This is a genomic window from Mycolicibacterium llatzerense (assembly GCF_000878195.1).
GTDB classification, from domain to species: domain Bacteria; phylum Actinomycetota; class Actinomycetes; order Mycobacteriales; family Mycobacteriaceae; genus Mycobacterium; species Mycobacterium llatzerense.
On record NZ_JXST01000023.1, the window covers coordinates 54,502 to 68,213 of the forward strand.

Annotated in this window: 14 protein-coding genes; 10 read left to right on the forward strand and 4 right to left on the reverse strand. The window is 64.9% G+C overall.

All coding sequences use genetic code 11. The annotated features are described in order from the left end of the window. Positions 1–156: 156 nt before the first annotated feature. Genes TL10_RS16990 through TL10_RS17000 form a run of 3 tightly spaced genes read left to right on the forward strand, consistent with a single transcriptional unit; the run spans position 157 to position 2,093 of the window. On the forward strand, positions 157–996 hold the full coding sequence (locus TL10_RS16990; RefSeq protein WP_043400629.1) for an SH3-like domain-containing protein: 840 nt from the start codon (positions 157–159) through the stop codon (positions 994–996). Positions 997–1,026: 30 nt separating this feature from the next. Then, positions 1,027–1,758, forward strand: a complete 732-nt coding sequence (gene scnC, locus TL10_RS16995; RefSeq protein WP_043986512.1) for a thiocyanate hydrolase subunit gamma — start codon at positions 1,027–1,029, stop codon at positions 1,756–1,758. After that, the gene (locus tag TL10_RS17000) at positions 1,755–2,093 is read left to right on the forward strand and encodes a thiocyanate hydrolase (protein WP_043986513.1); all 339 of its coding nucleotides are present in this window, start codon (positions 1,755–1,757) and stop codon (positions 2,091–2,093) included. Before scnC ends, TL10_RS17000 begins: the two co-directional genes overlap by 4 nt. 8 nt (positions 2,094–2,101) lie before the next feature. Here TL10_RS17000 and TL10_RS17005 read toward each other — a convergent pair whose 3' ends face one another. Further along, entirely contained in the window at positions 2,102–3,562 is a 1,461-nt protein-coding gene (locus tag TL10_RS17005) for an aldehyde dehydrogenase family protein (protein WP_043986514.1), read from the reverse strand. 30 nt (positions 3,563–3,592) lie between these two features. Further along, a complete protein-coding gene (locus TL10_RS17010) occupies positions 3,593–5,671 on the reverse strand; it encodes a cadherin-like domain-containing protein (protein ID WP_234711471.1) in 2,079 nt (692 codons plus the stop codon). Here TL10_RS17010 and TL10_RS29685 point away from each other — a divergent pair. Next, positions 5,649–6,251, forward strand: coding sequence for a hypothetical protein (locus tag TL10_RS29685; protein ID WP_131630754.1), 603 nt, complete (start codon positions 5,649–5,651; stop codon positions 6,249–6,251). The genes TL10_RS17010 and TL10_RS29685 overlap by 23 nt on opposite strands. 166 nt (positions 6,252–6,417) lie before the next feature. Here the strand turns inward: TL10_RS29685 and TL10_RS17020 are convergent, their stop codons facing one another. Beyond that, positions 6,418–7,257 carry a mycofactocin-coupled SDR family oxidoreductase gene (locus tag TL10_RS17020; protein WP_043986515.1) on the reverse strand — a complete coding sequence of 280 codons (840 nt, stop codon included), beginning with the start codon at positions 7,255–7,257 and terminating at the stop codon, positions 6,418–6,420. 181 nt (positions 7,258–7,438) lie between these two features. Continuing rightward, the gene (locus tag TL10_RS17025; protein ID WP_043400618.1) at positions 7,439–8,038 is read right to left on the reverse strand and encodes a TetR/AcrR family transcriptional regulator; all 600 of its coding nucleotides are present in this window, start codon (positions 8,036–8,038) and stop codon (positions 7,439–7,441) included. Positions 8,039–8,151: 113 nt separating this feature from the next. Between TL10_RS17025 and TL10_RS17030 the strand changes: the two genes are divergently transcribed. From TL10_RS17030 to TL10_RS17055, 6 genes are read left to right on the forward strand one after another with little or no spacing between them, the layout of a single operon-like run. Next, positions 8,152–9,435: a cytochrome P450 gene (locus TL10_RS17030; protein ID WP_043986563.1), complete on the forward strand. Its 1,284-nt coding sequence runs from the start codon at positions 8,152–8,154 to the stop codon at positions 9,433–9,435. Next, positions 9,432–10,889, forward strand: a complete 1,458-nt coding sequence (locus TL10_RS17035; RefSeq protein ID WP_043400615.1) for an aldehyde dehydrogenase family protein — start codon at positions 9,432–9,434, stop codon at positions 10,887–10,889. Before TL10_RS17030 ends, TL10_RS17035 begins: the two co-directional genes overlap by 4 nt. 24 nt (positions 10,890–10,913) lie before the next feature. After that, on the forward strand, positions 10,914–11,744 hold the full coding sequence (locus tag TL10_RS17040) for a mycofactocin-coupled SDR family oxidoreductase (RefSeq protein WP_043986516.1): 831 nt from the start codon (positions 10,914–10,916) through the stop codon (positions 11,742–11,744). After that, on the forward strand, positions 11,741–12,553 hold the full coding sequence (locus tag TL10_RS17045) for a mycofactocin-coupled SDR family oxidoreductase (RefSeq protein ID WP_043400610.1): 813 nt from the start codon (positions 11,741–11,743) through the stop codon (positions 12,551–12,553). The genes TL10_RS17040 and TL10_RS17045 overlap by 4 nt, the downstream gene beginning before the upstream one ends. A 16-nt stretch (positions 12,554–12,569) precedes the next feature. Further along, positions 12,570–13,424 (forward strand): carboxymuconolactone decarboxylase family protein, encoded by an 855-nt coding sequence (locus TL10_RS17050; RefSeq protein WP_043400607.1) that lies wholly within the window; start codon positions 12,570–12,572, stop codon positions 13,422–13,424. A 46-nt stretch (positions 13,425–13,470) separates the two neighbouring features. Beyond that, positions 13,471–13,704, forward strand: a complete 234-nt coding sequence (locus TL10_RS17055; protein ID WP_043986517.1) for a hypothetical protein — start codon at positions 13,471–13,473, stop codon at positions 13,702–13,704. Positions 13,705–13,712: the final 8 nt, after the last annotated feature.

Sequence of the window (13,712 nt, forward strand, 5' to 3'; positions counted from 1 at the left end):
GAGGAAAATGACGCGAGGTCACGGGCACGGAGCTATCGTCGTCACGTAGTCATGTGAGCGAGGACGCCGGGGGTGCGTTCGTTCCTCAGCATGTGTTGGATGCCGAATCGGCCCCTCGCGTCAGATTGTTGCGTCTGCACAACCCGAGGAGCTGTCATGAGCACAGCGGCCGAGCGCGCAGCCCAACTGGGCTTGACGTCCCGACTGAAATCGTCCTATCCGGAACTTCCCGACGCCCCCTACCCCGACATGCTCGACTCCGCCCGCATCGCGGCGTACCTGAAACCGGTCCACGACGTGGGCGGCGAACCCGATGCGCCCATGGAGTACGTCAACAAGCAGTACGAACTGTGGGAACACATGACGTACGTGATCTGCGAGGTGCTGGCCTGGCGCGGGATCTGGCTGTCGGAGGAACGGCGCCGGATCGGCAACGTCGACGTGGGCCGGGCCGAATACCTGGGCCTGCCCTACTACGGCCGCTGGTTGTTGTCGGTCGCGCGGGTGCTGATCGAGAAGCACCACATCGCCCTCGGCGAACTCATGGAGCGCATGGCCGAGGTCAAGGGCCGGTACGAGGGCGGGCTCAACGGGAAGACTCTCGACGCCCAACCCAAGTCGGTTGGTGACGGCTCCAATGTCATACGCAACAAGCACCACATCGAGGCAGTCGGCATCGGCGATCCGCAGATCTATGCCGGTAAGGCGGGCACGCCGAAATTCAAGATCGGCGACAAGGTGACGGTGCGGGAGCTGCCCGTCATCTTCTACACCCGCACTCCCGAATATGTGCGCGGCGCGACCGGCACCGTCGCCGTCCTGGCCTACGAAAGCCCGGCGCCGGAAGACGAGACCTGGGACATCCCCGAAGCGCCTCCCGAGTGGTTCTACGTCGTCGAATTCAACCAGTCCGAGCTGTGGCACGACTACACCGGGACGACCAAAGACACCTTGCGCACCGAAATCCCCGAACGCTGGCTCCAAGCCGCCACCTAACTCAATTCACTGTTGCCAGAAAGGATCTACATGACGGATCACGGCTCCGATCACCACCATGATCATGACCACGATCACGCCCGCACGGTGAAACCCATGGTCGACGAGATCACCGACTTCGAGGTGCTCGAGATCGCGCTGCGCGAATTGTGTATCGAGAAGGGCATTTTCACCGCCGAGGAGCATCGGCGGTTCACCGAGTTCGCCGAGCAGATCGGCCCCACCCCCGCTGCCCGACTGGTCGCCCGCGCCTGGCTCGACCCCGAGTTCGCCGAACTCGCCGTCAACGACTCACTGGCCGCCAGCAAGGCCGTCGGCGTCGACTGGCTGGAGCCCACCGGCTTCGGCACCCCAAGCGATTTCGTCGCATTCCAGATCCTCGCCGATACGCCCACGGTGCATCACGTCATCGTCTGCGCGCTGTGCTCGTGCTATCCGCGGCCGATTCTTGGAAACTCGCCCGAGTGGTACCGCACGCCCAATTACCGGCGGCGCCTGGTCCGCTGGCCCCGTCAGGTGCTGGCCGAATTCGGGCTCTATTTGCCCGACGACATCGAGGTCCGGGTCGAGGACTCGAACCAGAAACATCGCTTCATGGTGATGCCGATGCGCCCCGAGGGCACCGACGGGTGGACCGAAGATCAACTCGCCGAGATCATCACGCGCGACTGCCTGATCGGGGTGGCGCTCCCCAAGCCGGGCGTGACCACCAATGTGATCGTGACAACCCGCCCGGCCACGCACCCGGGGACGGCCGGATGAGCGAGATTGCTCCCCTGCAAGACATCGTGGCGCGCGACCAGGTCTGGTCACGCATGGCAGCCAAGTGGGGCGTGGAAAACCCGGTTCCCCCATGGAAAACCAGCCTCGACGGCCTATGCGACGCGCTCGACCATTCGGCGTGCCACACCGAAGTGCTCAGTTTCAAGGAACGCCGCGACGAGGAAGACGCCCTCTCGGCCACCGTGTACGCCGGCGTGCCGTACCCCGAGAGCCAGTTGGTCTCGCTCGCACACTCGCTCGTCGCCCGCGGCGTCATCAGCGAGGCCGAGTTGCGGGAACGACTCACGAGTGTCCGGGCCAGGCTGGAGGCCTGACACGCTGATCAGGACAACTTGATCCGGATGTTCTTGGTCTGCCGGAACTCGCGAAGGCCCTCGGTTCCTCCCGACCGGCCGATACCACTGTGCTTGTATCCGCCATAGGGACCTTGGGGCTGGATGTCGCTTCGACTGTTCACCCAGATCGACCCGGCCTGAAGCTGCCGTGACACGGCATGGGCGCGTTGGAGATTCGTCGTGTGAACGAAAGCGTTGAGCCCGTACCGGGTGTCATTGGCCAGATCCACGGCCTGGGCATCGTCGCTGAACCGCATCACCGATACGACCGGCCCGAACGTCTCCTGTTGGGCCAGTGGTGACCGGTTGTCAACCTCCGCGAACACCGTCGGCTCGACGTAGAACCCCGAGGCCAGCTCGCCGCCGATCCGATTGCCACCGAGCACGAGATCGCCGGCCCCTTCGGTGACCGCCAGCTCGACGGTCGTGAGGATGCGGTCGACGGCGGCCTGGTGGATCACCGGGCCGAAGAGCACATCGGAGCGCAGCGGGTCGCCGATCGGGGCGCGTGTCACGGCAGCGAGAAACTTCTCCATGAATGCGTCATATACGTTGTCGTGGACAAAGATTCGGCTGCTACAGGCACAACTCTGGCCGGCCTGCATGATCGGGCCCTGGTGCGCGGACAGACTCGCGGCCGCATCCAGATCGGCATCGTCGAAGATGACGGCGGCGGCAGTGCCCCCGAGTTCGGCGACCACCGGGGTGATGTTCTGCGCGGCAGCGGTCAACACTCGCCGGGCAGTGGCAGTGCCTCCGGTGAAATGAATCTTGCCCACTCCAGGGTGCCGCACGAGAGCTTCGCCGCCGTCCGCTCCCGCGGGGAGCACATTGACGAGCCCGGCAGGCAAGCCGGCCTCCAGGCACAGCTCGCCGAACCGAAGTGCCGCCAGCGGCGCAAGTTCCGACGGCTTCACGATGACGGCATTGCCCGCGGCCAGAGCGGGAGCGACCGCCAGCCCGATCACCACGAGGGCGCCATTCCACGGCGCGATCACGCCCACGACGCCGTACGGTTCATGCTCCACCAAGTTGAGGTCGAAGCCACCCATCACGGGAGTGCTTGCGCCATCGGCCTTATCGACGTACCCGGCGTAGAAACGGAGGAATCGCTCGGTCAGCACCGACGTCGCGGCCAACGCCGTCGGCACACCGTAGTCGTTGGTGTTGATCCGGGCGAATTCGGTGTGGTGCTCGCTGATGAGATCCGCCAGACCGAACAGGATGTCGCGGCGCCGGTCGGGCGGGTACGACATCCACCTCCGCTGAGCCTGCGTGGCTATGCCAACCGCTCTGTCGACCTCAGCGGCTCCAGCCATCTCGACGATGGCGTTCACGCGACCGGTACCGGGATAGACGTGGTGGTGCAATCCGCCGGAGGAGCCCGTGACCCGGTCTTCACCCAGAAGCAGTGCACCACTGGGTAATTCGCTGCCGGTTCCGATGATGCGGTCCTTTCATTCGCCGGGATGCGGCTGCTAGGCGTCCTGCTGCGCTTGGTGCGCCGCGTCCGGGTCCGGCAATGACTGCACATCGCCGTCGACACTGGAGGTGATGGTGCCGGTCAACGACTGCTGGAACGCGTTGATGTTCGCGTCAGCAGTCAGATAGCCCGTGTGGGCTCCGGTGACCGTGATATCGGCCAGGTAGTGGACCGTCGTCTGGCTGGAGTTGTAGTCGGCCGATTCGCTGCCGTTGAGAATCTCACCAAGTTCGTTCACGTAGTTGGTGTAGGTGACGGTGCGGACGGTGCGCGTGGCATCGTTCTGGTCCGGCGCCTCGGTCACCACCGCGGTGCCACCACCCACGCCCGAATAGGTTCCGGTGGCCGGCAGCGGTGTCGTTGCGGCGACGTAGCTGCCGAGGGCCGGGGCCCACGAAGCTGAGCTCGGGGTCGACCGGTCCGTCGCCACCGGGCCGACGCTGGTGGTGTACTTCAGGTTCGCGATGACCAATCGGGACACCGTCGGATCGGTGACGCTGGACTCCCAGAACGTGACGGCGGTGCCATCGGGATTCCAGCTCGGCATACTGCGGGCCGCGTACCCGTCGCCGGTGTCGAACAGCGGAATACCGTTCTCCCGGTTGAGCTCATCGCCGACGGCGACGATCCATTCCTGATTGGAGACGTTGATCGGGGCGGCCCACTCCAGGTACACCGGTGCGCCGACGTACACCGGCAGGAAGTTCTGCCGGATGATCCGCGTCATCGGAGTCAGCGCATTCAGCCCGCGGGTGCTGCCGATCGCAATCCACTGCATATTGGGCGAGTAGTCCATGTCCTCGTCGTAGTCGAGGCTGGCCGTCACCCTGGTCACCTTGCCGGTGGCGAGGTCGACCTCGATATCGTCGACATTGCCCGCATCGAACTGACCGCCGAGGATCACCACACCCTTGCCGTCCGGTGTCCACTGCTTGCCTTCGCCGGTGGGGTACACAACCCGGGCATCGGTGACGGAGTAGCCGGTGTCGGTGCGGGTGAGCGTGCCGACGATCGGCAGGGCCTGCAGAAGGTTGTTGGGCCCGATCACGATTCGGGTGTACAGCACGTGTGTACCGTCCGGCGACACCCGCATCTCGCGCTGCGGGTCGATGGCGTATCCACCGCCGGCCGGCGTGGTGATCGGCACCAGTTGGGCCCCGTTGATTCCGGTTTCCAGCATGGAGTACCGCGGCGACTGCCCGGCGACGTTCACCAGCACCAGCACTCGGCCCGAACCATCGTCGACGGGAACGGGTTTGGCCAGATTTCCGGTTTCGCTGACAGTGACGCCGCAGGTCACACATTGCAGGGCGGTACCGTCGGTCTTGATCTGGTAAATCTCCGAGCGGCCCCCGGCAGTTGGCTGGCCGGCGAAGAAGATGGATTTGCCGTCGGCCGAGTAACGCGGATTGGCTGGGCTGACAACGGTATTGGGCAGATTCAGGATCACTCGCTGAACGTCGGGGTTGAGCACCGACACTCCGATGTTTGCCTTGGCGCTGTGCGGACTGAACAGGCCCAGCAGGTTGAACTTGCCGTCGCTCACCGACACCGAGAACGAATCGGTCTGCACCTCGGTGTAATTGATGTCGTTCGGGGTGTAGGTGAAGTTGCCGGTGGCCTGATCGATGGTCAGTGTGCCGTACTTCGGTCCCTGAGTGACCTTGTAGCTCAAGGCGTCACCCTCGGCGTCGGACGCTCCGACGTTGCCGGTCACCGTCTGCCCGGTCTGGACGGTGGTGGCCGGGTTGTAGGCGATGGTCGGCGCCTGGTTGAAGACGTTGCGTCGCACCCAGGACAGCACCGCCCACACGGCGGGGGCGAACGGGTCCGGCGTGTTGGGTGCTGGCTTGAGGAACGGATTGAGGAGGTTGGTCACCACATTATTGAGGAAGCCCACCAAACCTGTTGCCGGAGCGACAACCTGAGCAGTCACGGCGGCCGGTACTGCGACGGCGGCCGGCGCGGCCGTCGTCGCGGCCACCTGCATCGGCTGTGCCGTGGGAGCCACGGCCGCCGCGGTCACCGCGGAGGTCTTTGCGGTCACATTCGTGCTGACGGCTGCGGCGCTCACCGTCGTCTGCGCCGAGGTCTTCGGGGCGGCGCTGGTGGTCTCCGCATGCGTCGGCTTGGCCGAGGACTTGGGGCTCATACTCGACTTGGACGAGGGCTTGGCAGTCGCGCTCGCCTTGGTCGATCCGGATGTCTCACTGCCACTGGCGGTTTCGTGGGCGCCGCCTTTCGGAGTCGTGGACGAACTGCCGGTATGGGCTCCGCCACTGCTGCTGACGATCACCCCCGAGGCCACGTCGGTGCTCGACGAGGTCGATCCCGATGTCGCGGATGTCGATGACGACCCGCTGGTCCCGGAGCTGCCCGTGGCGCCCGTCGCTTTCGTAGCACCGGTCGTTCCCGTGGTCCCCGCCGTGCCGGTTGCACCCGTGGTTGCCGTCGACCCGGACGCCGCACCGCTCGCGGCACCCGATGTCCCGCCGGACGAACTAGGAGAACCCGAGGACGTCGAACCACTCGACGAACTCGACGAACTCGATGACGACGAACTCGCCGATCCGCCGGCGGTATCCGCGACGGCGACCCCGTGGCCCGTCGCCACCGCGGTGACCAGCCAGGCCGCGACCGCCAGGCCGCCATAACCGCTGATCTTCGCGGCTCGCTGAGATGAGTGGTGGGCAGGCACGTCGGGTGCGCCTGCAGCGAACAGGGGGTTGACACGAGAACTGTTACTGGCCATGGGCTTTGGCTCCGTTGCCGTTGGGTTGATTCCTATTCAGTTGGTTGCTGGCCGGTGGCGCGAGAGGGTTACTTGAGCATGCTTCCAGCGTCGACGGTCATGGGAAGGCCTGTCACGTAACGGGATTCGTCCGACGCCAGGAACAGCACGGCATTGCTGATGTCCACCGGCTCGACCCAGCCCACCGGCAGCACGTGCATCATCTGCGCGACGACCTTCATGTCGTCGGGACCCGGGCTCTCCAGATCCGGACGGAACAGCTTCATGGTGCCCTCGTTCATGAACAGCGGGGTGTTCACGTTCGTGGGGTGCACCGAGTTCACCCGGATCGAGTGGTGCCCCAGCTCCACTGCGAAGGTCCGCATCAGTCCGACCACGCCGTGCTTGGCGGCGATGTAGTGACCCGTGTGCGGGTATGCCTTCAGGCCACCCACTGAGCTGGTCAGAATGATCGAGCCGCCCTGGCCCTGCGAGATGAGATGTGGCACTGCGGCTTTGACCGACTTCCAGACGCCCGATAGGTTGACGTCGATCATGTCGGTCCAGTCTTCTTCGCTGGTGTGGTCCAGCGTCTGGCCGCCGTTGCCGATACCGGCGTTGGCGCAGATGATGTCCAGCCTGCCAAGCTGTTCGACCCCGCTGTCGACGGCCGCCTTCACCGCGGCGTAGTCGCGCACGTCCACCTCGGCGGTGACGATGCGCCGGTTCAGCTGTTTGACCAGGTCCGCCGTCTCGGCGAGGTCGTCTGGGGTCGCCGGTGCGATCTGCGGATTGCTGCTGACCGGTCCACAGATGTCGATGGCGATGATGTCGGCGCCTTCTTCGGCGAGCCGCACGGCGTGACTGCGCCCCTGACCGCGTGCCGCGCCGGTGATGAACGCGACCTTGCCTGCTACCCGTCCCACCATGAGTCCACCTCACTGTCTGGTTGTCGCCACCGCCGCGGAAAGGACGGTTCGGCTCGTCGACTCACAATTTGGTCGATCGATCAGGAACCATGACATGCGATGCAGCGCACTGTCAATGACGAGATACGAGGAAGATCACCGGATCGCCGAACGGGCGGGCGCCGAGCAAACCGCCCGACGATCAGTCGCGCACGACTTCCGAAGGTTTCGACAGCAGATCGATCTGCCGGTCGATGAACGCGCGGAGCTCCTCATGCCCCCGGGTCACACCGACCGCAGCCTCATTGCCGACACTGCGCGCGATTTGGGCGACGATCATCGACATCACCACCGGCGGGTAGGCGTTCAAATCCACGCCGCCCGCCCGCAAAACCAGCGTCACCGCCGCGGTTTCGATGTCGCGTACGCGCTCCGAATACGCCTTCAATTCGGCGCCAACGGCCTTGCGGTGGTTGGCCAATGCCATGAATTCCGTGCTCAACACGGTCTGCCGCGGGTCGCTGTTGATACGCCACAACGCACGCAGCGGATCCTCGTCGAGCAACACCTCCCGCAGCCGTTCCAGCGCTACTTCCCCACCGGCGCGCAGGGCCTCGACGAACAGGTCGTCCATGGTCGGAAAGTAGTAATAGACCAGCGCCTGCTTGACGCCGGCCAGGGCCGCGACCCGCCGCGAGGTGGCCGCGGCATACCCCTCGTCATGCATGATCTGCACCGTCGCCTCGATCAGGCGCTGCCGGGCACCGCCGTCATCGGCCTTCGATTTGCGCCCCTGAGTCATCAACGAGTCCGCCCCGAAATGCTTGACCGGCGCTCGCGGCGCGTGATAGGCATACGGCAGTCTAACATTTGATCGATCGATCAGGAGTTGCTGTCATGCAGCCCAAGTCCACCGTGACCGACATCGCCGACGTCGACTACTTCACGAACCCCGAGATCGCCCAGGACCCGTACGCGTACTGGGACCACCTACGCCAGCAGGGACCCGTCGTGCGCGAACCGCACTACGGCGTGGTCGCGGTGACGGGGTACCAGGAAGTCCAGGCGGCGTTCAAGGATGTCGATTCGTTTTCCGCCGTCAACGCCATCGGCGGCCCGTTCCCACCGCTCCCCTTCACCCCGGACGGGGACGACATCAGCGAGCTCATCGAGGCGCACCGTCACGAGTTCCCGATTTTCGAACACATGGTGGTGATGGACCCACCCCAGCATGAAAATGCCCGATCCCTGCTGAGCCGGCTGTTGACGCCGCGCCGCCTGCAGGAGAACGCGGACTACATCTGGCACCTCGCCGACCGCCAGTTCGATGAGTTCATCGCGAACGGCCAGTGCGAGTTCCTCGGCGAATACGGCAAGCCTTTCGCCACCCTGGCCATCGCGGATCTGCTCGGGGTTCCGGAAGAGGACCGTCCGGAAATCCGGCGCAACCTCGGGGCCGGCAACGCCCCGGGCTCCCGGGTCGGCGCCCTCGACCACGAGCCCGTGGGCTCCAATCCTCTTCAGTACCTTGATGATCTGTTCAGCGGGTACATCGCCGACCGCCGGGCGAACCCGCGCGAGGATGTGCTGACCGGGCTGGCCACCGCCACCTATCCCGACGGCTCCGTCCCGCCGCTGCTGGAGGTGGTACGTCCGGCCACGTTCCTCTTCGCCGCCGGGCAGGAAACAGTCACGAAGCTGCTCAGCTCCGCGGTGAAGGTGCTCGGCGACCAGCCGGAGCTGCAGCACCACCTCCGGGAAAACCGTGATCTGATCTCCCCGTTCATCGAGGAAGCGCTGCGCCTCGAGAGCCCCACCAAGGTGGACTTCCGGCTCTGCCGCAAGTCCACCACTCTCGGTGGCGTGCCGATCAAAGCCGGCACGGTCCTGATGCTGTGCCTCGGCGCAGCCAACCGTGATCCCCGAAAGTTCGAGGACCCCAACAACTTCCATCTCGATCGCAAGAACGTACGCGAGCACATCGCCTTCGGGCGTGGCATCCACACGTGTGCCGGCGCTCCCCTGGCCCGGGTCGAGGGCCGCGTCACCATCAGCCGACTGCTCGACCGCACGCGCGACATCCGCATCAGCGAGGCCAAGCACGGCGGCCCGAACAACCGCAGCTACGGCTACGAGCCGACCTTCCTGCTGCGCGGCCTCACCGAGTTGCACATCGAGTTCACCGAGGTGCCGCGATGACGGTGCAGTCGGTCCTGGACGCCATCGCGAGTCGGCCCGGAGCCGGCGACGTCATCCCGATCATCAACCCCGCCACCGAGGAAGTGCTGGCCGAGTTCCGGGACGGCGGCGCCGAAGCCGTCGACGCAGCCGTGGCCCGTGCGCGCGAGAGTTTCACGTCCGGAGTGTGGAGTGGACTGCCCGGTAGCGAGCGCGCCAAAGTGCTGTGGCGGGTGGCCGATCTGATCGACCAGCACGCCGACGAACTCGCCCAGATTGATTCGCTGAATACCGGAATGCCGCACTTCCAGGCGTTCATGATCATGTCGACGTGCGCCGAATCCTTCCGCTACTACGCGGGCTGGTGCACCAAGCTCAACGGCATCGCTCACGACGTACAACAGACCGGCGGCATCACCGGCGCGTTCACCAACATGCACGCGTACACGCTCAAGGAGCCCTACGGCGTCGTCGGGCTGATCTTCCCGTGGAACGGGCCGGTGTTCAACGCCTGCACCAAGCTCGCGCCCGCCCTCGCCGCGGGGTGCAGCTGTATCGTCAAACCTGCTGAAGAAACGCCACTTTCGGCCCTGCTGCTGGAGCGGATCCTGGCCGAAGCCGGGGTGCCGGACGGCGTGGTCAACCTCGTCACCGGATACGGCCACACAGTCGGGGCCGCGATCACCGCGCATCCCGGCGTCGACAAGGTCGCGTTCACCGGCTCCACCGTGGTGGGTAAGCAGATCGTGCAGGCCGCCGGCAGCGGCAACCTCAAGCGGGTCGCGCTCGAATTGGGCGGCAAGTCACCGGTCTTGATCTACGACGACGCTGACCTGGACACCGCCATCACGATGGCCGCGATGGGCATCTTCATCCATTCCGGGCAGGGCTGCATCAGCGGATCGCGAATCTTCGCCCAGCGCAACGTGTACGACAAGGTGGTCGAGGGCGTCGCGAACATCGCGAACTCGGTGAAGCTCGGCGCACCGGCAGAGGACGGCGTCCTGATCGGCCCGATCATCAGCGCCAAACAACTCGACCAGGTGCTGGGCTTCATCGAAGGGGGCCGCCGGGACGGGGTCGAGGTGGTCACCGGCGGAAACCGGCTGGATCGCAGTGGATTCTTCGTGCACCCAACCGTTCTCACCGATGTCGCTCCCACCGCTCGCCTGTACCAGCAGGAGATCTTCGGGCCAGTGGTCGCGATCCTGCCGTTCGATGACGACGACGAAGTCGTCGCCCTCGCCAACGATTCCGAGTACGGGCTGGCTGCGACCGCCTGGACCAAGGACATCAGCCGCGCGCACCGGCTGGCGAAGCGGCTCGACGCCGGCACCGTAACCCTCAACTGCCAGATGGTGTTCGACCATTCGATGCCCTTCGGTGGCTACAAGCAGTCCGGCTGGGGCCATGAGTGGGGACGCGACGGCATCGAGAGCTTCCTGAAGACCAAGACGGTTTACGCCCAACTTTGAGTGCATGACGAGCAAGGAGTTCAGATGGGATTGTTGGACGGGAAGGTCGCTTTCATCACCGGAGCGGCCCGTGGGCAAGGGCGTAGTCACGCCGTGCATCTGGCGAAAGAGGGCGCCTGCATCATCGCGGTCGACATCTGCGCCGACATCGCATCGAACGGTTATCCCATGGCGAGCCGCGACGAACTCGCCGAGACCGCGACCCTCGTCGAATCGGTGGGCGGCAAGATCGTCACCGCCGTCGCTGACGTCCGTGATTTCGCCGGACTCAAATCAGCACTGGATGCCGGCGTCGAGCAGTTCGGCCGCCTCGACATCGTTTGTGCGAACGCCGGTATCGCCACGATGGCGTTCCGCGAACTGACGATCGAAGAAGAGCTCGAAATGTGGACCGACGTCATCGACGTCAATCTGACCGGGGCACTGCACACCGCCAAGGCGGCGATCCCCCATATCGTCGCCGGCGGACGCGGCGGGTCCATTGTCTTCACCAGCTCCACTGCGGGATTGAAGGGCTTCGGTGGTTCGCAGGCCGGCGGTCTGGGTTATGCGGCGTCCAAGCACGGCATCGTCGGACTCATGCGGACGTTGGCCAATGCGCTTGCCCCACAAAGTATCCGGGTGAACACCGTGCACCCGACCGCGGTCAACACCATGATGGCGGTCAACCCGGCGATGACGGCGTTCCTGGAGAACTATCCCGGTGGCGGACCACACTTAAAGAACCCCATGCCGGTCGGGTTACTCGAGCCGGAAGACATCAGTCACGCCGTAGCCTTCCTGGTCTCCGATGCTGCGCAGTACATCACCGGAGTCACCCTCCCGGTCGACGCCGGCTTCTGCAACAAGCTATGAGCGCGGCAACCGGACGCGTAGCCGGCAAGAGAGTCCTCATCACGGGCGCAGCACGCGGGATGGGCCGCAGCCACGCCATACGTCTGGCAGAGGAGGGGGCAGACCTCATCCTCGTGGACATCTGCCAGTCCCTCTCCGTCCTCGAGTACCCACTGGCCACCCGCGAGGACCTCGACGAAACTGCCAGGCTCGTCAGGAAATACGGCCGCCGCGCCGTGACGTTCGTCGTCGACGTTCGCGATGCCGACGCATTGAGAGCCGCGGTCGATGACGGCGTCGAGCAGTTGGGCGGCCTCGACGGGGCCGTCGCCAATGCCGGTGTGCTCACTGCGGGAACGTGGGATACCTCCACCGCCGAACAATGGCGCACCGTCGTCGATGTGAACCTGATCGGGACGTGGAACACGTGCTCGGCGGCGCTGCCCCACCTGGTCGACCGCGGTGGCAGCCTGGTCAACATCAGCTCAGCCGCCGGCACCAAAGGAACCCCCCTTCACCATCCCTACACGGCCTCCAAGCACGGGATCGTGGGGCTCAGCAAGAGTTTGGCCAATGAGCTTGCCGCGCAGAGCGTTCGCGTGAACACCGTGCATCCGACAGGGGTGGCGACCGGAATGCAGCCGGCGTCCCTACATGGCCTGCTTCGGGACAAACGGCCCGATCTGGCACCGCTTTTCGCCAATGCACTACCGATCGTCATGGCTGAAGCCATCGACATCAGCAACGCGGTGCTGTACCTGATGTCCGACGAATCCCGATATGTCACAGGCCTTGAATTCAAGGTCGATGCCGGCGTCACCATTCGGTGAGTCAGATAGGACGAGCATGACCAGACTCGACACCGACCGTATGGAGCGCGGCAAGCTGGCGTACGCCGACGTAATGACCGTTCCCGCACCACCGGAATCCACACCGGTGGACGACCACTTACGGGATTTCGTCTTCGCCGACGTGTGGCAGCGTCCGGGGCTGACCCGGCGGGAACGACGATTCATCACCCTCCCCTGCGTCGCGGACGCCGATGCCGAAGACCCGTTACGCGCGCACGTCTATGCGGCATTGAACAGTGGTGACATCACCATCCTCGAAATCCGGGAAACCGTGCTGCATTTCGCGGTGTACGCCGGCTGGCCGAAGGCTTCTCGGTTCAACATGATCGTCGACCAGGAGTGGAGCCGAATCCATCAGGAGCGCGGCCTGCCGGTCCCGGAGCCCGAACCGTTGTTGCCGCTCTCAACCCCCAGCGACCCCGAAGAACGGCTGGCGGTCGGAGCGGCGTGCTTCAAGGACATCAACTGCCTGCCGTTCGCACCCAACCAGGACAACCCATTCCAGGGTGCCGGCATCCTGAACTTCGTTTTCGGCGAGATGTGGCTGCGGCCTGGGCTGGCCAGGAAAGAGCGGCGGCTGATCACCGTGGCCTGTGTCGCCTTTCAGGACGCACCGTTCCCGATCATCAGCCACGTCTACGCCGCGTTGAAGAGCCGTGACCTGTCGTTCGGAGAGATGGAAGAACTGATACTGCATTTCGCCGCGCACTACGGTTGGCCGAAAGCTGCACACCTGAGTCGGGTTGCAGCCGAGCAGAAACAGCGCGTCACGCAGGAATGGGCTGCCGAGACAGATGGAGCCGGACGACCACCTGCCGATGAATTCGGCCCGGAGTCCGCCGATACCTGATGTCACTTTCGGTCCACAGCCGGCGCATAGGTGCCACACTGGCGACGTGACGACGAACGATATCTACGAGCGGCTCGGCGCGCTGGAGCAATTGGTTCGACATCTCTACGCGCAGACCGGGATCCCCGTGCCCGACGTGCGGTCGATGGCGCAATCACAAGTGTCGGACCGAGTGCTGGAACTGCTGGCCTCCGGCAACAAGATTGCCGCCGTCAAGGCTTACCGCGATGAGGCCGGAGTCGACCTGCCCACCGCGACTCGGGTCATCGAATCCCTGTAACCCGAAGG